This window comes from Chitinimonas koreensis, assembly GCF_014353015.1.
Classification (GTDB): domain Bacteria; phylum Pseudomonadota; class Gammaproteobacteria; order Burkholderiales; family Chitinimonadaceae; genus Chitinimonas; species Chitinimonas koreensis.
Genome location: NZ_CP060704.1, coordinates 1870953 through 1891595, shown reverse-complemented (window position 1 = coordinate 1891595; position 20643 = coordinate 1870953). Strand labels below are relative to the sequence as shown.

The following is a 20643-nucleotide window of genomic DNA, read 5'->3' as shown; positions in this document are numbered from 1 at the left end:
CATGCTGCAAGGCGGCCGCGCCGCGGTCGACGCGGTGCTGGCCGCGGTGCGCACGCTGGAGGACAACCCGCTGTTCAACGCCGGCCGCGGCGCGGTGTTCAACGACCAGGGCTTCGTCGAGCTCGAGGCCTCGATCATGGACGGCGCCACCCGCGCCGCCGGCAGCGTGGTCGGCGTGCGCCGCACGCGCAACCCGGTCGAGCTGGCACGGATGGTGATGGCGCACACCCCGCACGTGTCGCTGGGCTTCGAGGCGGCCGACCGCTTCGCCGAGGAGCAGGGCCTGGCCATGGCGCCGCCCGAGTACTTCTTCACCCAGTCGCGCTGGGATGCCTTGCAGTCCGAGCTGGCGCGGCTCGGCGCCGGCGGCAGCGAGCGCGACGCCTCCGAGCAGGTCAAGCACGGCACGGTCGGCGCGGTGGCGCTCGACGCCAGCGGCCGGCTGGCGGCCGCCACCTCGACCGGCGGCCGCACCGCCAAGATGGCCGGCCGTATCGGCGACAGCGCGATGATCGGCGCCGGCACCTGGGCCGACGACCTGGTGGCGGTGTCCTGCACCGGCCACGGCGAGCTGTTCGTGCGCAGCGCCGCCGCGCACGAGGTGGCCAGCCGGCTGCGCTACCTGAACCAGTCGCTGGTCGACGCCTGCGACGACCTGGTCTTCGGCCAGCTGATCGAGCTCGGCGGCAGCGGCGGCCTGATCGCGATCGACTGGGAAGGCAATATCGCCATGCCGTTCAACACCGAGGGCATGTACCGCGCCTCGGTCGACATCGACGGCCGCCGCAGCGTCGCCATCTTCCGCTGAGCGAGCCTGGACGGTACGTCGCGTAGCCGTGCTTCCCGACAGCAGATTCGACACGCGAGCGTGGTAGGTCGGGCTTTATGCCCGACAGCGGCCTCGATCGACAGCGCTGTCGGGCATAAAGCCCGACCTACCTGGAATTTCTCCGTAGACGCGGCTCAGCCCTGCAGGGCGGGCCATCGCTTCGGCCGATTCGCGGCTGAAGCCGCTCCTGCAACGCGCCCACGCGACACTGGCGCCGCCCGTCCATCGGGCCTGCGCCGCACTCGCCCCACCCCGGCGCGACGCGCGTACCATGTCCGCCGGCCCGCGCATCGCCGCGCGCTGCCGGCCGTTCAAATGACGGCCGGGTATAATCGCCCCGATCCCTCTGCCGAGCCGTAGCGCCCATGCTGTTCTCCCGCCGCCCCAAGAACCAGCCCAATCCGCCCAAACGCGACGGCGTGCCGCTGCCGCCCCAGTTCGCCGCCGTATTGCGCGAGAGCTGGTGGCTGGCGGCCGTGGTGGCCGGCATCTACCTGGTCATCATCCTGGCCAGCTACAACCCGGCCGATCCGGGCTGGTCGCATGCGCGCAGCCAGGCGGTGGTCAGCAACAAGGGCGGCACGCTGGGCGCCTGGCTGGCCGACGTGCTGCTGGCGATGTTCGGGCTGTCGGCCTGGTGGTGGGTGGTGTTCTGCCTGGCCGCCATCCTGTGGGGCTACCGCCGGCTCGAGAAGGTGACGCAGAACGGCCGGCTGGCCACGGTGGCGGTGGTCGGCTACCTGCTGCTGCTGCTGTCGAGCTCGAGCATGGAAGCGCTGCGGCTGCACGGCATGCACTGGTCGCTGCCCGACAAGCCGGGCGGCATCCTCGGCTTCGCGCTGGGTAGCTGGCTCTACCACGGCCTCGGCTTCATCGGCGCCACGCTGGCGCTGCTGGCCGGCCTCGCCATCGGCCTGTCGCTGTTCACCGGGGTGTCGTGGCTGGCGCTGATGGAACGCGTCGGCGGCTGGATCGAGGACAGCGCGCTGCGCGTGTTCAACGGCTGGCAGGCGCGGCAGGACCGCCGCATCGGCGCCGAGGCCGCCATCGCGCGCGAGGCGCGGGTGACGGTCGGCAAGCAGAAGATCGACGAGGCGCCGGCGCTGCGCATCGAGGAGCCGACGCTCGAGATCGCGCCGTCCAAGGCGGTGCTCAAGGAGATCGAGGCCGAGCGCCGCGCCGAGGAGAAGGCGCAGGAGCAGGCGCGCCGCGCCGAGGCCCAGCCCTCGCTGTTCGCCGCCGAAGACCTGCCACCGTGGGAGGAACCGGCCGCGCCGGCCGCCGCCGCGGCGCCGCTGCGGCAGAAGACGGTCAGCAAGAAGACCCCGGCGCTGGTGCAGAGCGGCCGCACCGAGCTGCCCAGCATCACCCTGCTGGCGCCGCCGCCGTCGACCCAGGAGGTGGTGAGCCACGAGACGCTCGAGTACACCTCGCGGCTGATCGAACGCAAGCTGGCCGAGTTCGGCGTCGAGGTGAAGGTGGTGGCCGCCTACCCCGGCCCGGTGATCACCCGCTACGAGATCGAGCCGGCGGTCGGCGTGAAGGGCAGCCAGATCGTCAACCTGATGAAGGACCTGGCGCGCGCGCTGAGCCTCGTGAGCATCCGGGTGGTCGAGACCATCCCGGGCAAGACCTACATGGGCCTCGAGCTGCCCAACCCCAAGCGCCAGATCGTGCGGCTGTCCGAGATCCTCGGCTCGCAGTCCTACCACGACTCGGCTTCGCTCCTGACCATGGCGATGGGCAAAGATATTTCCGGCAAGCCGGTGGTCACCGACCTGGCCAAGGCGCCGCACATGCTGGTGGCCGGCACCACCGGCTCGGGCAAGTCGGTGGCGATGAACGCCATCATCCTGTCCTTCCTGTACAAGGCCACGCCCGACGAGGTGCGGCTGATCATGGTCGACCCCAAGATGCTGGAACTGAGCATCTACGAGGGCATCCCGCACCTCCTAGCGCCGGTGGTGACCGACATGAAGCACGCCGCCAACGCGCTCAACTGGTGCGTGGCCGAGATGGAGAAACGCTACCGGCTGATGAGCGCGATGGGCGTGCGCAACCTGGCCGGCTTCAACCAGAAGCTCAAGGACGCCGAGAAGCGCGGCGACAAGCTGACCAACCCGTTCAGCCTGACGCCCGACAATCCCGAGCCGCTCGAGCCGCTGCCGCTGATCGTGGTGATGATCGACGAGCTGGCCGACCTGATGATGGTGGCCGGCAAGAAGATCGAGGAACTGATCGCGCGGCTGGCGCAGAAGGCCCGCGCCGCCGGCATCCACCTGATCCTGGCCACCCAGCGGCCGTCGGTCGACGTGATCACCGGCCTGATCAAGGCCAATATCCCGACCCGCTGCGCCTTCCAGGTGTCGAGCAAGATCGACAGCCGCACCATCCTCGACCAGATGGGCGCCGAGGCGCTGCTGGGCCAGGGCGACGGCCTGTTCCTGCCGCCCGGCAGCGGCTACCCGCAGCGCATTCACGGCGCCTTCGTGGCCGACGAGGAAGTGCACGCGGTGGTCGAATACCTGAAGAGCCAGGGCGAGCCGAACTATATCGAGGGCATCCTCACCGGCTCGGTCGAGGGCATGGGCGGCGACGGCGGCGGGAGCGGCGAGTTCGGCCTCACCGGCGGCGGCGAGGGCAGCGAGGGCGACGAGCTGTACGACCGCGCCGTGGCCTTCGTGCTGCGCACGCGCAAGGCCTCGATCTCCTCGGTGCAGCGCGACCTGCGCATCGGCTACAACCGCGCCGCGCGGCTGATCGAGCAGATGGAGCAGGCCGGCCTGGTCAGCCCGATGGAGACCAACGGCAACCGCACCGTACTGGTCCCGGCCCGCGAGGAGTGAAGGGGCCGGCCCTCCGGTGCCGGCAAACCGGCGGCCGGCGCGTGCCGGCCGTCCCGCCGTTCGTCCCCCTTTCCGACATTTCATCCCCGCCAGTTGCGTCGTATCCCACCGCTGGCGCAGTACGTCCTGCCGTGCTCGAAGCGAGCGGCCACGCCCCCTAGAGTGGCCACATGGCGGACGATACCCGTCGCCCCGATATGAACCCGATGGAGAAAAGGCGATGAAAAAGCCTGGCGACTACAAGAACACGACGGAATCCATGAACGATTCGATGCGCGAAATCTGGAAGATGCTGGTCAAGCTGTGGTGGCAATTCTTCGACTGGCTGGCGGTGGTGCCGAAGAAGCAGCTGGCGATCGTGATGTTCCTGGTGTTCGTCACCGCGAGCTTCGTGTTCCGCGACCCCGAGCAGCTGCTGCCCTTCTTCCTGATCATCATCATCATCAAGGTGCTGGCCGGCGGGAAGCACCGCGCCGAGCAGACCGCCGAGCAGGCCACCGAGCGGGCCGACACCGAGCAGTTGCACCGCAGCCTGCTGGAAGCGCGGATGGAAGCGCTGCAGGCGCAGATCGAGCCGCACTTCCTGTTCAACACGCTGGCCAGCATCGACCAGCTGATCCAGACCGACCCGCCGCGCGCCTCCAAGATGCAGCAGTCGCTGATCCGCTACCTGCGCTCGGCGCTGCCGCAGATGCGCGAAGGCGGCCGGCCCTCGCTGGGCCAGCAGGTGGCGCTGTCGACCGCCTTCCTCGAGATCATGCAGGTACGCATGGAAGAACGGCTGCAGCCGGCGGTGAACGTGCCGGACGGCCTCAAGTCGGCGGTGTTCCCCTCGATGATGCTGCAGACCCTGGTCGAGAATTCGATCAAGCACGGCCTGGAACCGAAGGCCGAGGGCGGCCGGCTGGAGATCGCAGCCGAGATCCGCGACGGCATGCTCGAGGTCAGCGTCACCGACTCGGGCCTGGGCTTCGCCCCAAATCGTCGGGCGGCGTGGGCCTCGCCAACATCCGCGAGCGGCTCAAGGCGCTGTACGACGGCGCGGCCGAACTGGTGATCCTGGTCCCGCTCGGCGGCGGCACCAAGGCCACCATCCGGGTGCCCTACGAGGTGGCGCCCAAGGGCGGCGCCGAGACCGCCGCGCCGCGCGGCGCGATCGACCTCGGCAAGCACTGAGAAGCGCCGTGGAAAGTGAAACGTGACAGGTGAAACGCGGCCGCGCTCCCGAAGGGGACGATCCGGATCCGCGCCGCCTGCAGGATCGTGACCGAACCGGGCCGAAGGCAGGCCGGCGGGAGGAGACTCCGGCCGGCCTGCGCGCTTTCGTGCGCCGCGCAACGCCAGCCGGCGGCCGGCTTGATCGATCGGCCCGGCTGGCAAACAATCGCCGCCACCCCGAACCCAGAGGAGGAACACCATGGACCGCAATCCCGCGCCGACCGCCGTCATCGCCGACGACGAGCGGCTGATGCGCGAACAGATCATCGGCCGGCTGCGCGAAGCCTGGCCCGAGCTGGTCATCGTCGGCGAGGCCGCCAACGGCCGCGAGGCGGTCGCGCTGGTGCGCAGCCAGGAGCCCGACATCGTCTTCCTCGACATCCGCATGCCCGAGATGACCGGCGTGGAAGCCGCCAAGGCGTTGGCCGGCCAGTGCCACGTGGTGTTCGTGACCGCCTACGACCAGTACGCGGTCGAGGCCTTCGACCAGGGCGCGGTCGACTACCTGCTCAAGCCGGCCGATCCCGAGCGGCTCAAGGTCGCGGTCGAGCGGCTCAAGGCCCGGCTCGGCAAGCAGCCCGACGACATGGAGGCGCTGCTGGACAAGCTGTCGCAGCGGCTCGGCGGCGGCAGCGGCGCGGTCGAGGCCAGGCCGCGCGAATACCTGCGCTGGATCCAGGCCAGCGTCGGCAACAACATCCGCATGATCCCGACCAGCGAAGTGCTGTTCTTCCGCGCCGAGGACAAGTACACCCGGGTGCAGACCGAGGGCTACGAGGCGCTGATCCGCAAGCCGATCAAGGAACTGGTCGACGAGCTCGATCCGGAGGAGTTCTGGCAGATCCACCGCGCCATCCTGGTGCGGGTGACCGCCATCACCGAGGTCAGCCGCGACTTCCGCGGCCAGCAGATCGTGGCGCTGCGCGGCAGCCCGGAAAAACTCGAAGTGAGCCGCAGCTACAACCACCTGTTCAAGCACATGTAGGTCCTCCGGCCGGTTCGCCCCGCGCCCGCGGTGGGCGCGGCGGGCGGCTGCATCGACCTCTTCGCGCATGCCGGCCGATGCCGTGAGCGCAAGGCTGCAGGCCGCTTGCAGGCCGGAATGCCGAAATATCTGCAACAACCGGCATTCAAGTTTTCGTGGCGGTTTCCGATAAGCGGGCATCACCGGGACACATCCAGTTCCGTTCCGCCGCGGCACACAGCGCGTGACCGCAGCCCGACAACTTCGAGAGGCCCACGCCATGCAAGTCATCAACACCAATGTCGCTTCGCTGAACTCTCAGCGCAATCTCTCGACCGCTTCGTCGAGCCTGAACACCTCGCTGCAACGCCTGTCTTCCGGCCTGCGCATCAATTCGGCCAAGGACGACGCCGCCGGCCTGGCGATCTCGGAGCGCTTCAGCGCCCAGATCCGCGGCATGGACCAGGCCCGCCGCAACGCCAACGACGGCGTGTCGCTGACCCAGACCGCCGAAGGCGCCCTGAGCAAGATGGGCGACATCCTGCAACGGATCCGCGAACTGGCGGTGCAGTCGTCCAACGCCACCAATTCCTCGTCCGACCGCCTGGCGATCAACGCCGAAGTCGGCCAGCTGACCGCCGAGCTCGACCGCTTCTCGACCACCACCGAATTCAACGGCCTCAAGCTGCTCGACGGTTCGCAAGCGTCGTCGGTGTTCCAGGTCGGCGCCAACGCCAACCAGACGGTCACCACCACCACCGCCAACTTCCGCACCTCGGCCTACGGCACCAACCAGGTCGGCTCGATCACCGCGACCTCGTCGGGCGCCGCGGTCACCGGCGGCGTGGCCGTGACGGCCTCGGGCAGCATCATCATCCGCGGCGGCGCCGCCAGCGGCTCGATCAGCGTCGGCACCACCGACTCGGCCAAGTCGATCGCCGACAAGATCAACGCCCAGACCCAGACCGGCGTGCGCGCCGCGGCCCGCACCGAGACCACGCTGACCTTCGGCGCCACCGGCAGCTACACGCTGAGCGCCTTCGGCAGCAACACCACCGGCCAGACGGTGACCTTCAACATCACCAACGCCACCACGTCGGCCGGCCTGGCCGACGCGGTGACGGCGTTCAACAACCAGTCGTCCAAGACCGGCGTGACCGCCAAGCTCAACAGCACCGGTACCGGCGTGGTGCTGACCTCGGACGCGGGCGAGAACATCAAGCTCACGGTGGCCGCCAGCGGCAACGCGGGCGCGGTGTCGGGCGGCGGCGCGGCGCTGGCCACCGGTGCCTCGGGCACGCTGATGATCGCCGGCCAGATCATGCTGGACTCGGACAAGTCGTACACGATCGAAAGCTCGGGCGCGGCGCTGACCACCTCGATCTTCGGTACCGCGGTGGCGGCCGGCGACCAGCTGACCTCGAACCTCAAGACGGTGTCGACGCTGGACGTGACCAGCTTCGACAACGCCACCCAGGCCCTGCGCATCGTCGACAGCGCGCTGGCGGTGGTGAACGGTCAGCGCGCCAACTTCGGCGCCTTGCAGAGCCGGTTCGAATCGACGATCGCCAACCTGGAAAGCTCGTCCGAGAACATGAACGCCGCACGGTCGCGGATCAAGGATGCGGACTTCGCCGCGGAAACGGCCAACCTGACGCGGGCGCAGATTCTGCAGCAGGCCGGCACGGCGATGCTGGCCCAGGCGAACGCCTTGCCGAACAATGTGCTGTCGCTGCTGCGCGGCTGATCTTAGGTGGGGGGCAAGGGGTGAAGCGTGAGGTGTTCGCCCCTTGGATGTGAGGGGTGAGGCGTGAGGTGTGAGGCGTAACCCCATCCCCCTCCCTGCCTCCCCCTTGAAGGGGGAGGAGCAAGGCGCGCAAAGCTCCGTCGCCAGTGATCGTCAAACGTGTCGCGGTGCAGCTCCCTCCCCTTCAAGGGGAGGGTTGGGGTGGGGATGGGGTTACGCCTCACACCTCACCCCTAACACCTCACGCCTAACACCTCACGCCTAGCACCTCACACTACCTACCCTCAGCCCCCGTCCCCGTCTGCACCCGCGGCAATCCCTCCCCACGCAGCAGCTCCACCCTCGCCCCCTCGCTCTTCACCGGTTCGACCCGGGCCGGCTCGTAAGGCGGCGAACGCCGCGCCGGCTCGGCCCGGGCTTCGGCCGCCGCCGACAGCGCGCGCACCTCGCCCGACAATTCCCCGCCCTCCTCCACCAGCAGCTTGCCGTAGCGCACCGTGCCGCTGACCCGGCCGGTGGCATGCACGATCAACTGGCTGCGCACCGTCAGCTCGCCCTCGAACTGGCCGTAGATCTCGGCCACGTCGATGCTGACCTTGCCCGAGAAGGCGCCCTGCTCGGCGATGCGCAGCACGCGGCTGTCCATGGTGGCCTCGACCCGGCCTTCCACCACCAGCGTGTCGCAGTCGTGGATGTCGGCGCCCTTGAGCTTGACGTTGGGGCCGACGATCAGCCGCGCGCCGCTTTCCGGCAGATCGGAGGCCGACACCGCGAAGGCGGCCGCTTCGGCCGGCCGCGCCGAAGCCGGCAGCATGTCGGCCAGGGTCGGCGGCTCGGCGGCGCCCGATGTGGCGATGCCCGGCGCGGCGGTGCCCGTCACCGCGGGGCGCGGCTCGACGGGCTGCGATGCGCGCGGATCGCGCTCGCCGTTGGCATTGTGGCGGGCCAGGGGCTGGTCTTCTGGAACATGGGGTCTTCCTTTGCGACGGATGCAGGACAGGGCTGGCGCCCAGGGGAACGCCGGACGAGGCGGCGACCGCGCTGTCTATCAAGCATCGTGCCAGTCGGAAGTTCGCGCCTGGAATCAGCGACTTGGCCGCCGGGCGCCCGGTACGGCGGCGGCCGTTTGTCGCGATGAAACGACGGCGCACCGGACGGCACGCCGTACTCGACTGATTGCAAAGGATTTCGCCGCGTCGGGCGACGACGACAGCGTCAGCGCTGCGGCAGCGGGATGAACTCGGTCTCGCCCGGCACCTGCGGGAAGCGGCCTTCCTGCCAGCGCAGCTTGGCCTCCTCGATGCGCTCGCGGCTCGAGGCGACGAAGTTCCACCAGATGAAGCGCGGGCCATCGAGCGGCTCGCCGCCGAGCACCAACAGCCGCGTATCGGCGGTCGCCGCCACGGTCACGGCCACGCCCGGCGTCAGCACGGCCAGCTGGCCGGCCTCGACCGGCTCGCCGTCGATCTCGACCCGGCCGCGCGCCACGTAGACGCCGCGCTCGGCGTGCTCGGCCGGCACCTCGAAGGCCGCGCCGGGCGCCAGCTCGCCGGCCACGTAGAGCGTGTCGCCATAGGTGTGCACCGGCGAGCGCGCGCCATAGGCCGAGCCCAGCACCACGCGCAGGCTCAGGCCCGGCTCCTCCAGCAGCGGCAGCGTCTCGGCCGGGTGGTGCCAGAAGCCGGGCGCGGCGTCCTCGTCCTGCTTGGGCAGCGCGAACCAGGTCTGCAGGCCGTGCAGCGTCTGGCCGCGCGCCCGCGCGTCGTCGGGCGAGCGCTCCGAATGCACCACGCCGCTGCCGGCCGTCATCCAGTTGACGTCACCGGGGCGGATGCGCTGCACGCTGCCCAGGCTGTCGCGGTGCAGGATCTCGCCTTCGTACAGGTAGGTGACGGTGGCCAGGCCGATGTGCGGATGCGGCCGCACGTCCATGCCCTGGCCGGGCGCCTGCGCCGCCGGCCCCATGTGGTCGAAGAAGATGAAAGGCCCGACCGCCTGCTTGGGCAGGCTGGGCAGGAGGCGCTTGACGGTGAAGCCGCCGAGGTCGCGTTCGTGTGGCTTGAGCAGGTGCTGGATGCTGGACATGGTGTTTTCCGGGGAAGCCGGCGCGGCTGAATGAAGGCAGCCGCGACCGGGGATCGTTCGTCGACGAGATGGGGTTGTGCAGGAGCGGCTTCAGCCGCGAATCGCGACAGCGGAACAGCCACCGGTTCGCGGCTGAACCCGCTCCTGCAGGTACAGGCCTGGCGCCGGCATGTGGGTCGGGCTTTGCGCCCGACAGCGCACTTGATAAAGATCGCCGTCGGGCGTAAAGCCCGACCTACATCAGTGCACCGTCGGGCGCAAAGCCCGACCTACGGGTCGAGGCCGCTCAGAATTTGCCGGCGTTGAAATCCTCGACCGCCTGGATCACCTCCTCGCGGCTGTTCATCACGAACGGCCCCCATTGCGCGATGCTCTCGCGCAGCGGCTTGCCGGCGATCAGCAGCAGCCGGACCGGCGCATCGCCCGCGGCCACGCGCACGCCGTCGCGCTCCTCGCGCGTCTCCAGCACCGCCATCTGCCGCGCCGCGACCGGCTGGGCGCGGCCGCCGACCTGGGCCTGGCCCTCGTAAACATAGACGAAGGCGTTGAAACCGGCCGGCAGCGGCTGCTCGAAACGGGTACCGGCAGGCAACTGGACGTCGAGGTAGAGCGGCTCGGTATCGGGCCGGCTGACCGCGCCGGCCACGCCGAGCGCCTCGCCGGCGATCACCTTCACCGTCACGCCGTCCTCGCGCGTCACGACCGGGATCTCGTCGGCCGGGATGTCGCGATAGGCGGGCGTGGTCATCTTGTTGCGGCCCGGCAGGTTGAGCCACAACTGGAAACCCTGCATCAGCCCGTCCTCCTGCTCCGGCAACTCGCTGTGGACGATGCCGCGGCCGGCGGTCATCCATTGCACGCCGCCGGGGCCGAGCAGGCCCTCGTTGCCGGCGTTGTCGCGATGGCGCATGCGGCCGGCCAGCATATAGGTGACGGTCTCGAAGCCGCGGTGCGGATGGTCGGGGAAGCCGGCCAGGTAGTCGCCCGGATCGTCGCTGTGGAAGTAGTCGAGCATCAGGAACGGGTCGAGCCGGCGCTGCAGATCCTGGGTCAGCACGCGCAGCAGCTTCACGCCGGCGCCGTCCGAGGTCGGCATGCCGTTGACGAGGCGTTCGACTTCGCGCGGCTGGTTGAGGTGGGTGGTCATGGCAGCATCCTTTCAGTCGTTTCGATCGAAGGTCACCGATCGATGGCTGCCATTCTTGCCGAGCCGTGCAGGGCGGGATAGCGGAATGTAGTGACCAGATGTATCGAATTTTTTGAATGAGTGTCCCAGCCGTTTTCCCGTACTGGAATCGATAACAGCCCTACTCTATTTATGACAATAGAATTAGTAATATCTTAGTAAAACCAAGCAAGCATCTGACTTTAAGATAATGTCATATTAAAATAAGCCGATAAGGGCCGTAAATATCTACATGGTCATAGACAGGACCGTTTTTCGTGCTATAAACGCCCCCACAAAAATTAGAACGTACATTTCGATAGACATAGGCCATCCAGGAGGAATCACCATGGCTATGCTTTTTCCGACGTATTCCCGGGGAGCGCCCTGCTCCCGCCGCGCCCTTCCTTCGCCTTCCGCCTCCCACCGTTCCGCCTGCGGCTGATCGCGGCACGGCCGTCCCGCCGCGCGGGATGGCCGGCCGGAACATTTGAAAATTTGAATCGCCGGCGCCGCGCGCCGGCGACCGCCTCGGCACGCGGGTCTTCCAAGGCCCGGCGGGGCGGCCGTGCGTGGAAATCGAAGGCAGGGATGGAATGGATTCAAAACAGGATGGAGCGACGACGCCCGCAGGCCAGGAAACGCTGATCGCGCGATTCTTCCGCCAGTCGGCGCAGGACGGCGCCACGGCCGGCAACTGCCGTGTTCACGGCGACCGTATTCACGGCGACCGCGTTCAGGGCGGAACCGATGATGCCGAGGCCCACGACTACCCGGCGCTCTGGCGCGCCGCACAGGCGATCCGGCGGCAATTGCGGGCGCGCGGGCTGCGCCGCGGCGACATCGTCGCACTGGCGATCCCGAGCAGCCTGGCCGCGGTGGCGACCTTGCTGGCGGCCTGGGCCGAGGCGCTGGCGATCAGCATCGTGCCGCACGAACTGTCGGACCGCAGCGGCCGCATGGCGCCGGCCAAGCTGCGCGCGATGCTCGAGCTGCTGCGGCCGGCGCTGCTGGTGGCGACCGACGAAGTGCGGGCCCAGGCCGGCGAACATGCCGCGGCCGGCATGAGCGACGCCGAGCTGCGTGCCGCGATGGCCGGCACGCCGCTGACGGATGCGCCGCTGGCCGCCGCGGCCGACCTCGCCATCCTGCAATTCACCTCGGGCAGCAGCGGCCTGCCCAAGGCAGTGATGGTCGACCAGGCCATGCTGGCCGCCAACTGCGCCGCAATCGCCGCCCGCATCGGCCTCGACGGCCGCGACCGCATGGTCAGCTGGCTGCCGCTGAACCATGACATGGGCCTGTCGGCCGTCACCCTGGCGCTGTGGGGCGGCATCGACCTGATGCTGATCCCGACCCAGGCCTACGCGCGCCAACCGCTGGTCTGGCTGGACTGCCTGTCGCGGTACCGCGGCACGCTGTCGCCGGCGCCGGCCTCGGCCTACGCCTTGATGGCGCGCTTCGCGCCGCTGCTGGCCCGGCGCAATCTCGACCTGAGCGCCTGGCGCTACGGCTGGGCCGGCGCCGAGCCGGTATTCGACCACCAGTTGCGCAGCTTCCAGGCCCTGCTGGCGCCCTACGGCCTGGCACCTGCCGTGGTCCAGCCCGCCTACGGCATGGCCGAGACGGTGGTCGCCACCTCGCTCAATCCGCCCGGCCGGCCCTACCGCGTCGCCCGGGTCGACCGGCGCAGCCTGGAATCGGACGGCCTGGCGCTCGAATGCGCCGAGGATGCGGCCGACGCGCTGGTGTTCGCTGCCAACGGCAAGCCGGTCGACGGGCTGGAGATCCGCGTCGTCGACGAAGCCGGCCATGCGCTGCCCGAGCGGCGGGTGGGCCAGTTGCAGGTGCGCGGCAGCTCGGCATTGCGCGGCTACTACGGCCAGGCCGGCGGCGCGACCTGCCCCGACGGCTGGTACGCCACCGGCGACATCGGCTTCCTGGTCGAGGGCGAGGTCCATATCAGCGGCCGCGCCAAGGACCTGATCACCCGCGCCGGACTCAACATCAGCCCGCACCACGTCGAGCAGGTGATCGAGCGCGAGCTGGCGCTCCGGCCCGGCTCGGCGGCGGTGTTCTCGGTGCTCGACATGCGGCTGGCGCAGGAACGCGTCTACGCGCTGATCGTCGGCCGCGGCGGCGACGAAGCGGCGGCGCTGCGCCTGCGCGTCGCCCGTGCGGTGGTGGACGAAACCGGCCTGCAACTGGATGCGATCGAGTTCGTCGGCAGCGCCGAGCTGCCCAGGACCACCAGCGGAAAGATCCAGCGCAGCGCGCTGCGCCAGCGCTACAGCCAAGCTCCCCAAGCAGATCCGCAGCCGGATCCCCGGCCGGATGCATCGCCGAAACCCGAATCGGAGGCCCTCCATGTTTGAACTGATTTGCGACGTCCTGCACGAAAACGCCCGCAACGGCATCCTGCCCGCCCATATCGGCGAGATCGCACCCACGCCGCAGATGAGCCTGTCCGACCTCGGACTCGATTCGCTCGGCAAGCTGACCGTGCTGTCCGAGCTGTGCGGCCGGCTCGGCATCCCGCAGATCGACCTCGACCTGCACGAGCGCATCTCGCTCGACGACTTCGGCCGCATGCTCAGCGACGCCACCGTGGAATACGGCGGGGCCACCCTTGGCGGGGCCGCCATCGGCGGGGCGACGCCCGGCGCTGCCGCGCCGGTCATGGAGGAGGCGCTGCAATGACCAAGGCCGCCACCGCCCAACCGTCGCCGTGGCTGGTCGGCACCCGCAGCGACGTGTTCTTCATCCTGCTGGCCGGGCCGATCATCTCGCTGGTGCTGCTGTGGGGCATCTGGAACGGGCCGGCCTTCCTGATCGGCGCCGCGCTGTTCGCCCTGCTGCTCGACATCCCGCACCTCTTGCACACCTATGTCGCGCTCTTGTCCAACCCGGCCGAGTTCGCCCGCCACCAGCGGCCGTTCTGGCTCGGCCTCGCGGCCATCTCGGCGCTGTGCATCGGGCTGGCGCTGGCCGACCAGTTCCTGCTGCTGGTCACCATCTGGGTCTACTGGCAGCCCTACCACGTCTGCAAGCAGCACTTCGGCGTCGCCACCATGTATGCGCGCAAGTCGGGCTACAAGGCGGATACCGAGCACGTCAAGACGCTGGTGCTGGCCGGCTTCGCCGCGCCGCTGCTGTACCGGCTCACCCACGGCGGCTTCGAGTTCGGCCACTACGTGCTGTTCGGCAACACGCTGCCGTTCTCCGGCCTCAAGGTCTACGCGCCGGTCCTGCCCGAATGGACCGCCTGGATCGCCTACGCGGCATTCGCCGCCATCGCCGTGCGCTTCGTGCTCAAGGAGCGGCGCGACGCGCGCAGCGGCCAGGCGCTGCCGCGCTTCGTCTGGATCATGCTGGCGCTGTCGCTGGCGCTGTACAACGCGGCCTACCTGCTGATCGGCGACCTGTACGCGCTGATCCTGATCGGCACCAGCGTGCACGCGATCCAGTACCACCTGGTCTGCGTGGCGACGGTGAAGGCCCGGCTGGCCGGCGCCGAGGCCGCACCGGCCGGCGCGCCGATCCTGGGCTGGCTGCACCGCCGGGTGAAGACGCTGGGCAGCCATCCGCTGTACTGGGTCGGCACGCTGTTCGTCGCCAGCTCGCTGGTGATGGCGACCGAGTTCCCGACCCTGGGCATCGTTCCGCTGATCCTGGTGCTGCACCACTTCTACCTCGACGGCGTGATCTGGAAGCGCAAGGCCAAATGAACGCGCCCATCCACGATCCGGCGCCGCGCGGCGAAGCGGCCCAGCCGAGTGCGGCCCAGCCGGGTGCGGCCCAGCTGAACGCGCAGCTCAAGCCGCTGATCGGCGACCTGACCGAGCACCGCGCGCTCGTCTACTGGGGCGACCTGCTGGCCAGCATGGCGCTGTTCTGGGGCGCCTTCGCGCTGAGCCTGGCCGGCGCCGCCGGCCAGGGCCTGCGCGCCGCCGCCTTCGCGGTGGCGGTGCTGGCGCTGTACCGCGCCGCCACCTTCATGCACGAGCTGGCCCACCTGCCGCAGTCGCGCCTGCCCGGCTTCCGCTGGGCCTGGAACCTGCTGTGCGGCATCCCGATCCTGCTGCCGAGCTTCCTCTACTACAGCCACCTGAACCACCACGCCACCAAGCTGTACGCGACGGTCGACGACCCCGAGTACCTGGCCTTCGGCCCGCATCCGCTGAAGAGCTGGTGGACGCTGCTGGCCGGCACCGTGCTGAGCCCGCTGCTGCTGGCGCTGCGCTTCGCCGTGCTGGCGCCGCTGGCCTGGTTCGTGCCGCCGTTGCGGCGCTGGCTGGACGTGCATTTCTCGGCGGTGGCGATCCATCCGCACTTCCAGGACCGCACGCCGCAGCGCGCGCGGCGGCAGAAGGAGCAGCGCATCGCCGAGCCGCTGACCGCGCTCTACCTGTGGCTGGCCGTCGGCGCCTGCCTGGCCGGCTTGCTGCCGCTCCAGGTCGTGGCCGCCTTCGTCGCCTGCGCGCTGTGCGTGCTGCTGATCAACGCGGTACGCACCCGCTATGCCCACCGCTACGCCTACGACGGCGAGAGCGTCAGCCACAGCGCCCAGATCGAGGACTCGACCACGCTGGACTACGGCGGCTGGTTCGCCCTGCTGGCGCCGGTCGGCCTGCGCTTCCATGCGCTGCACCACCTGTTTCCCCATCTCCCTTATCACGCCCTGGCCACCGCGCACCGCCGCATCGTGCTGAGCGCCCTGCCGGCGGCGGAAACCTATCGGCGCACCTGCCGCAATCATTCGAAACCATCCGTTCTCGTCCTGTCGGACGAAAGGTAATCAGGTCATGACCATTGAACACATCTTTGCCGAACCCAGCCGCTTCGAGCGCTTCGTCAACCCGGAGATCGGCGACCTGATCCGCCGCATCGGCCTGGACAAGACCTTCGTCCACGGCCAGGGCTGCCTGCTGCGCGACCAGCACGGCCACGAATACCTCGACTTCCTCGCCGCCTACGGCGCCCTGCCCTTCGGCCACGCCCCGAAGCCGATCATGGACGCGCTGGTGAAGCTGGCCGAAGGCGGCGAGCCGATCTTCGTGCAGCCCTCCTCGCTGGCCGCCAGCGGCGAGCTGGCCGAGCGGCTGATCGCCCTGGCGCCGGGCGAATTCCGCACGGTGACCTTCCAGAACAGCGGCGCCGAGACGGTGGAGGCCTCGTTCAAGGCCTGCATCGCCGCCACCGGCCGCCGCCGCATCCTGGCCGCGCGCAACAGCTTCCACGGCAAGACCATGGCGGCGCTGTCGGCCACCGGCAATCCGAAATACCAGGACGTGTTCCACGCCCCGATCGCCGGCTTCGACTTCGTCGACTTCGGCGACGCCGCGGCGGTGCGCGCCGCCTTCCAGTCGCGGCCGAGCGACTACGCCGCCATCATCCTCGAGCCGGTGCAGGGCGAAGGCGGCATCCACGTCGCGCCCGAGGGCTATTTCCGCGAGGTGCGGCAGGCCTGCGACGACTACGGCGTGATGCTGATCGTCGACGAGGTGCAGACCGGCCTGGGCCGCACCGGCCGCATGTTCGCCATCGAGCGCGAAGGCATCCAGGCCGACTGCCTGCTGCTGGCCAAGGCGCTCGGCGGCGGCGTGGCGCCGATCGGCGCCTGCCTCCTGGCCCCGAGCGTGCAGACCGAGGAATTCCACCTCAAGCATTCGTCCACCTTCGGCGGCAACACGCTGGCCTGCCGCGTCGGCCTGGCCGCGCTCGACCTGTTGACCGCGCCGGGCAGCACCCTGCTGGCCGACGTCGCCGCCAACGGCGAGTTCCTGCTGGCCGAGCTGCACAAGCTGGCCGACCGCTACGGCAACGTGATCAGCGAGGTACGCGGCGCCGGCTACCTGATCGGGGTCGAGTTCGACGTCAGCCGCGCCAACTTCGAGCGCCATTTCGGCAGCTTCATGGGCATCGCCGGCGAGCAGGACAGCCTGGTGCCGCTGGTCGCCAGCCACCTGCTCAACGTCGGCCGGGTGCGCGTGGCGCCGACGCTGAACGGCGCCAGCACGCTGCGGATCGAGCCGCCGCTGATCGCCACGCGGGCGCAGTGCGAGCAATTCCTGGCCGCCTTCGAGCGGACGGTGGCGCTGGTCTCGGCCGGCAATACCGGCGCGCTGCTGGCCCACCTGACCGGCGGCCAAGCCGTCGAGCGCAGCTCGAGCGCCGCCGCGCCGCGCAACGACGCGATCGACCGCAGCGTGCCGCGCTTCGGCTTCCTGGTGCACCCGCTGGAACCGAAGAACTACGCCGAATACGACGAGAGCCTGGCCGGCTACGACGAGGCGGCGCTGACGCTGATGGAGGACCGGCTCAACCCGGTGATGGAACCGTTCTACGTCTCCACCGTGCGGCTGACCTCGCCGACCGGCGCGCGCGCCGAGGGCGACTTCATCACCGTGCCGCGCTCGGCCGCGCAGCTGGCCGCCATGCCGCTGGAGGAGTCGACCGCGCTGATCGAAGAGGCGATGGACATCGCCCGCGCCCGCGGCGCCAGCCTGATCGGCCTCGGCGGCCACACCTCGATCGTCACCGGCGGCGGCACCCGGGTGGCCGGCAAGGGCATCGCGGTCAGCACCGGCAATACCTACACCATGCTCAGCGCGGTCGAGGCGGCCTGCTCGGTGCTGGCGCAGACCGGCCGTTCGATCGCGGACGTGCGGGTGGCGGTGGTCGGCGGCACCGGCAGCATCGGCTCGGCCATCGCCCGGGTGATCGCCGCCCAGGCGCGCCGGCTGGTGCTGGTCGGCAATCCGCGCAGCGCGCTGTTCAACCGCGCGCGCTTCGGCGCCGTCTACGGCCGCATCGCCGACTACGCCCAGTCGGCCGTCGCCCGCACGCCGGGCAGCGTGCTCGACCGGGTCGCCCGCCGGCTGGCCGACGGCCAGCCGCAGGCGGCGCTGGTCGAGGCCCTGCTGGCCGAGGGCGAGGCCGACCTCGACGCGCCGCTGCGCCACAGCAGCGCGCTGGCCGAGGAACTGCAACGCGCCGACCTGGTGCTGGTGGCCACCAGCAGCACCGAGCGCTTCATCTCGCCCGAGCACCTGAAGGCCGGCGCCATCGTCTGCGACCTGTCGCGCCCGGCCAACGTCAGCCACGAGATCGCCCGCGCGCGCCACGACGTGCTGGTGATCGACGGCGGCATCGTCGAGGCGCCGGGCCGCGCCCTGCTCGGCTCGCGCTTCGGCATCCCGAGGACCTGAGCTATGCCTGCATGGCCGAGGTGATGATGATGGCGCTCGGCGGCGTCTGCCGCGACGCCAGCCTGGGCCTCGATCTCGCCGGCGAGGATCTCGAGCTGTTCCAGCGGCTGTCGGCCGAGCACGGCTTCCGCCTGGCCGGCCTGCGCAGCTTCGACAAGGCGCTCGATCCCGAGCGCTGGACGCGCTACGTCGCCCAGTTCGGCAGCCAGGCCGCCGCCGTGGCGCAGGAGATCGCCTGATGGCCGCCGTGATGGAAAAGACCGTGCTGATCCACGGCCGCAGCCCGCAGGAGGTGCTGGACTTCTGCCTCGACGGCGCCAACTTCCCGCTGATCTTCCCCGAGCCGATCCGCCCGATCGGCAAGGTCGACCCGACCCGGTTGCAGATCGCCGCCGGCCGCGAGTTCGATTTCCTGCACTGGATGCTGTACTGCATCCCGTGCAGGTGGCGGGTGCGCATCGCCGAGGTGCGGCCCAACGAGCTGTTCGTCGACCAGATGCTGCGCGGCCCGATGAAGCGCTTCCGCCACGAGCACATCGTGCGGCCCGATCCGCGCGGCACGCTGTACACCGACCGCGTCAGCTACGAGGCCTACGGCGGCCGGCTGGCCGAGAAGCTGTTCGTGAACGGCTACATGGACCGGCTGTTCAGGGCCCGCCACCGCAATATGCGCCGCCTGCTGGAGACCGCCGCATGATCACCGTCCTGCCGGTCACCGACCGTCGCCTGACCGACCTCTACATCGACCTGCCGTTCCGGCTGTACCGCCACGATCCGCTGTGGGTGCCGCCGCTGCGCGCCGACATGCGCAAGCTGATGTCGCCGAAGAAGAACCCGCTGTTCGCCGAGGCCGCCATCGAGCACTTCGTCGCGCTCGACTCGGCCGGCGTGGCGGTGGGCCGCATCAGCGCCACCATCCACCACGACTACAACCGCCGCTTCGGCGAGCAGCACGTGTTCTTCGGCTATTTCGAGAGCGAGAACCGCCAGGACGTGGCCGACGCGCTGCTGGCCGCCGTGCGCGCCTGGGCGCTGCAGCGCGGCAAGACCTCGCTGATCGGCCCCTACAGCTACACCTCGACCCAGGACGCGGCGCTGCTGCTGGAGAACTGCGACGGCAAGCCGCCGACGCTGCTGCAGACCTACAACCCGCCCTACTACCGCACCCTGCTGGAGCGGGCCGGCTTCGCGCTGGACTTCACCTTCAGCACCTTCGGCATGGACAGCCGGCCGAGCGAGCGCACCGAGCGCTTGCGCAAGCTCGGCCAGAAGCTGCGCGAGCGCCACCGCATCACCGTGCGCAGCGCCACCAAGCAGGATCTGAAGCAGAACCTCGAAGAAGTGCGCCAGCTGTTCAACAGCAGCTTCGCCGGCAACTACGAGGTGGCGCCGATCTCGGCGCCGGTGTTCGGCTTCCAGATCGACGCGGTGCGGCCCTTCGTCGACCTCGACGGCATCCGCATCATCGAGGTGGCCGGCAAGCCGACCGCCTTCTTCCTGATCCTGCCCGACCTCAACGAGCTCCTGGCCAAGCTCAAGGGCTCGTTCGGCCTCTTGGACCTGATCCGGCTGCCGGCCTACAAGCGCGGCATCAAGAAGTGCGTGATCGCGCTGATCGGGGTCGACCCCGAGCTGCACGGCAAGGGCCTGGGCCGGGTGATCGCCGAGGAGATCATCGGCTACGCCGCCGAGCGCTTCGACGAGACCCACACCATGTGGATCGACGACCGCAACCCGTCGAGCTACGTGCTGGCCCAGAACGGCGGCATGCGGCGGACCAAGCGCTACGGCGTGTTCCGCAAGGAATTGACGGCCCGGCCGCAAGCGGCCGCACCGGCGGCGGTCCGCTTCGCGGCCGCGGCGAACCCAATGGAAGTGATTTGAAATGAGCGATTCGATCATCCGGATTTCCAAGGTCTCCAAGCACTACACGGTCGGCGATGCGCAGACCGCGGTGCTGCAGGACGTCGACCTGAACGTGCCGCGCGGCGACATCGTCGTGATCCGCGGCATGTCCGGCTCGGGCAAGACCACCCTGCTCAACGCCATGGGCGGGCTCGACACGGTCGACCAGGGCGAGGTCGAGGTGGCCGGCCTGCCGTTGCACCGCATGAGCTTCACCGAGCTGACGCGCTTCCGCGCCGAGAAGGTCGGCTTCGTGTTCCAGTTCCACAACCTGATCCCGACGCTGACGGTGCAGGAGAACGTGCTGTCCGGCCTCGAAGCGATGCGGCCGCTGCAGCGCGGCGACGCCGCGAAGGCACGCGAATACCTGGCGCGGGTCGGCCTGGCCGGCCACGAGGACAAGTTCCCGGCGCGGCTGTCGGGCGGTCAGCAGCAGCGCGTGGCGATCGCCCGCGCGCTGGTCAAGGAGCCGGCGGTGGTGCTGGCCGACGAGCCGACCGGCAGCCTCGACGAGGCGACCGGCAACGCGGTGATGAACCTGCTGCGCGAGCTGCAGACCGAGAAGAAGACCACGGTGGTCATCGTCACCCACAACCCCGAGCTGGCGCCGCACGCCAACAGCGTCTACGAGATGCGCTCGGGCCGGCTGCAGACGCGGGTCGAGGGCTGATCG

Annotated in this window: 18 protein-coding genes; 15 read left to right on the top strand and 3 right to left on the bottom strand. The window is 69.7% G+C overall.

The features are described from left to right. Position 1 precedes the first annotated feature (1 nt). The 6 genes from H9L41_RS08290 (at position 2) to H9L41_RS08270 (ending at position 7604) form a co-directional block, all read left to right on the top strand. A complete protein-coding gene (locus tag H9L41_RS08290; RefSeq protein ID WP_506256283.1) occupies positions 2-808 on the top strand; it encodes an isoaspartyl peptidase/L-asparaginase family protein in 807 nt (268 codons plus the stop codon). Positions 809-1194: 386 nt separating this feature from the next. Continuing rightward, the gene (locus H9L41_RS08285) at positions 1195-3675 is read left to right on the top strand and encodes a DNA translocase FtsK (protein WP_051319072.1); all 2481 of its coding nucleotides are present in this window, start codon (positions 1195-1197) and stop codon (positions 3673-3675) included. A gap of 220 nt (positions 3676-3895) precedes the next feature. Beyond that, on the top strand, positions 3896-4732 hold the full coding sequence (locus H9L41_RS08280; RefSeq protein ID WP_265583966.1) for a sensor histidine kinase: 837 nt from the start codon (positions 3896-3898) through the stop codon (positions 4730-4732). Beyond that, positions 4669-4851 carry a sensor histidine kinase gene (locus tag H9L41_RS24465; RefSeq protein WP_265583965.1) on the top strand — a complete coding sequence of 61 codons (183 nt, stop codon included), beginning with the start codon at positions 4669-4671 and terminating at the stop codon, positions 4849-4851. Before H9L41_RS08280 ends, H9L41_RS24465 begins: the two co-directional genes overlap by 64 nt. Before the next feature lie 241 nt (positions 4852-5092). Next, complete coding sequence (locus tag H9L41_RS08275) at positions 5093-5878, top strand: LytR/AlgR family response regulator transcription factor (RefSeq protein WP_028446524.1); 786 nt, start codon at positions 5093-5095, stop codon at positions 5876-5878. A 259-nt stretch (positions 5879-6137) separates the two neighbouring features. Beyond that, entirely contained in the window at positions 6138-7604 is a 1467-nt protein-coding gene (locus tag H9L41_RS08270; RefSeq protein ID WP_187523755.1) for a flagellin N-terminal helical domain-containing protein, read from the top strand. A gap of 274 nt (positions 7605-7878) precedes the next feature. Here H9L41_RS08270 and H9L41_RS08265 read toward each other — a convergent pair whose 3' ends face one another. The 3 genes from H9L41_RS08265 to H9L41_RS08255 all read right to left on the bottom strand — a co-directional run bounded on the left by H9L41_RS08265 (position 7879) and on the right by H9L41_RS08255 (position 10836). Next, positions 7879-8484, bottom strand: a complete 606-nt coding sequence (locus H9L41_RS08265; protein ID WP_265583964.1) for a bactofilin family protein — start codon at positions 8482-8484, stop codon at positions 7879-7881. A 335-nt stretch (positions 8485-8819) separates the two neighbouring features. Beyond that, positions 8820-9689, bottom strand: a complete 870-nt coding sequence (locus H9L41_RS08260) for a pirin family protein (protein WP_028446501.1) — start codon at positions 9687-9689, stop codon at positions 8820-8822. Positions 9690-9975: 286 nt separating this feature from the next. Next, positions 9976-10836 (bottom strand): pirin family protein, encoded by an 861-nt coding sequence (locus H9L41_RS08255; RefSeq protein WP_028446500.1) that lies wholly within the window; start codon positions 10834-10836, stop codon positions 9976-9978. A 614-nt stretch (positions 10837-11450) separates the two neighbouring features. Between H9L41_RS08255 and H9L41_RS08250 the strand changes: the two genes are divergently transcribed. From H9L41_RS08250 to H9L41_RS08210, 9 genes are read left to right on the top strand one after another with little or no spacing between them, the layout of a single operon-like run. Then, positions 11451-13229, top strand: a complete 1779-nt coding sequence (locus H9L41_RS08250; RefSeq protein WP_028446499.1) for an AMP-binding protein — start codon at positions 11451-11453, stop codon at positions 13227-13229. Continuing rightward, entirely contained in the window at positions 13222-13554 is a 333-nt protein-coding gene (locus tag H9L41_RS08245; protein ID WP_028446498.1) for a phosphopantetheine-binding protein, read from the top strand. The genes H9L41_RS08250 and H9L41_RS08245 overlap by 8 nt, the downstream gene beginning before the upstream one ends. Then, the gene (locus H9L41_RS08240) at positions 13551-14582 is read left to right on the top strand and encodes a hypothetical protein (protein WP_028446497.1); all 1032 of its coding nucleotides are present in this window, start codon (positions 13551-13553) and stop codon (positions 14580-14582) included. Before H9L41_RS08245 ends, H9L41_RS08240 begins: the two co-directional genes overlap by 4 nt. Further along, entirely contained in the window at positions 14579-15652 is a 1074-nt protein-coding gene (locus H9L41_RS08235; protein WP_051319066.1) for a fatty acid desaturase family protein, read from the top strand. The genes H9L41_RS08240 and H9L41_RS08235 overlap by 4 nt, the downstream gene beginning before the upstream one ends. A gap of 7 nt (positions 15653-15659) precedes the next feature. Further along, positions 15660-18065 carry an aminotransferase class III-fold pyridoxal phosphate-dependent enzyme gene (locus H9L41_RS08230; protein ID WP_187523754.1) on the top strand — a complete coding sequence of 802 codons (2406 nt, stop codon included), beginning with the start codon at positions 15660-15662 and terminating at the stop codon, positions 18063-18065. Positions 18066-18076: 11 nt separating this feature from the next. Then, complete coding sequence (locus tag H9L41_RS08225) at positions 18077-18304, top strand: hypothetical protein (protein ID WP_187523753.1); 228 nt, start codon at positions 18077-18079, stop codon at positions 18302-18304. Continuing rightward, entirely contained in the window at positions 18304-18762 is a 459-nt protein-coding gene (locus tag H9L41_RS08220; RefSeq protein WP_028446496.1) for an SRPBCC family protein, read from the top strand. Before H9L41_RS08225 ends, H9L41_RS08220 begins: the two co-directional genes overlap by 1 nt. Further along, complete coding sequence (locus H9L41_RS08215; protein ID WP_028446495.1) at positions 18759-19949, top strand: GNAT family N-acetyltransferase; 1191 nt, start codon at positions 18759-18761, stop codon at positions 19947-19949. Before H9L41_RS08220 ends, H9L41_RS08215 begins: the two co-directional genes overlap by 4 nt. 1 nt (position 19950) lies before the next feature. Then, positions 19951-20640: an ABC transporter ATP-binding protein gene (locus H9L41_RS08210; RefSeq protein WP_028446494.1), complete on the top strand. Its 690-nt coding sequence runs from the start codon at positions 19951-19953 to the stop codon at positions 20638-20640. The last annotated feature ends 3 nt before the right edge of the window (positions 20641-20643 follow it).

What these genes read in the sequence shown, in the direction of transcription:
- H9L41_RS08290 (WP_506256283.1), top strand. Translation starts at nt 2, where the DNA reads ATGCTGCAAGGCGGCCGCGCCGCGGTCGACGCGGTGCTGGCCGCGGTG.
- H9L41_RS08285 (WP_051319072.1), top strand. Translation starts at nt 1,195, where the DNA reads ATGCTGTTCTCCCGCCGCCCCAAGAACCAGCCCAATCCGCCCAAACGC.
- H9L41_RS08280 (WP_265583966.1), top strand. Translation starts at nt 3,896, where the DNA reads ATGAAAAAGCCTGGCGACTACAAGAACACGACGGAATCCATGAACGAT.
- H9L41_RS08275 (WP_028446524.1), top strand. Translation starts at nt 5,093, where the DNA reads ATGGACCGCAATCCCGCGCCGACCGCCGTCATCGCCGACGACGAGCGG.
- H9L41_RS08270 (WP_187523755.1), top strand. Translation starts at nt 6,138, where the DNA reads ATGCAAGTCATCAACACCAATGTCGCTTCGCTGAACTCTCAGCGCAAT.
- H9L41_RS08260 (WP_028446501.1), bottom strand. Translation starts at nt 9,689, where the DNA reads ATGTCCAGCATCCAGCACCTGCTCAAGCCACACGAACGCGACCTCGGC.
- H9L41_RS08255 (WP_028446500.1), bottom strand. Translation starts at nt 10,836, where the DNA reads ATGACCACCCACCTCAACCAGCCGCGCGAAGTCGAACGCCTCGTCAAC.
- H9L41_RS08250 (WP_028446499.1), top strand. Translation starts at nt 11,451, where the DNA reads ATGGATTCAAAACAGGATGGAGCGACGACGCCCGCAGGCCAGGAAACG.
- H9L41_RS08245 (WP_028446498.1), top strand. Translation starts at nt 13,222, where the DNA reads ATGTTTGAACTGATTTGCGACGTCCTGCACGAAAACGCCCGCAACGGC.
- H9L41_RS08240 (WP_028446497.1), top strand. Translation starts at nt 13,551, where the DNA reads ATGACCAAGGCCGCCACCGCCCAACCGTCGCCGTGGCTGGTCGGCACC.
- H9L41_RS08235 (WP_051319066.1), top strand. Translation starts at nt 14,579, where the DNA reads ATGAACGCGCCCATCCACGATCCGGCGCCGCGCGGCGAAGCGGCCCAG.
- H9L41_RS08230 (WP_187523754.1), top strand. Translation starts at nt 15,660, where the DNA reads ATGACCATTGAACACATCTTTGCCGAACCCAGCCGCTTCGAGCGCTTC.
- H9L41_RS08225 (WP_187523753.1), top strand. Translation starts at nt 18,077, where the DNA reads ATGGCCGAGGTGATGATGATGGCGCTCGGCGGCGTCTGCCGCGACGCC.
- H9L41_RS08220 (WP_028446496.1), top strand. Translation starts at nt 18,304, where the DNA reads ATGGCCGCCGTGATGGAAAAGACCGTGCTGATCCACGGCCGCAGCCCG.
- H9L41_RS08215 (WP_028446495.1), top strand. Translation starts at nt 18,759, where the DNA reads ATGATCACCGTCCTGCCGGTCACCGACCGTCGCCTGACCGACCTCTAC.
- H9L41_RS08210 (WP_028446494.1), top strand. Translation starts at nt 19,951, where the DNA reads ATGAGCGATTCGATCATCCGGATTTCCAAGGTCTCCAAGCACTACACG.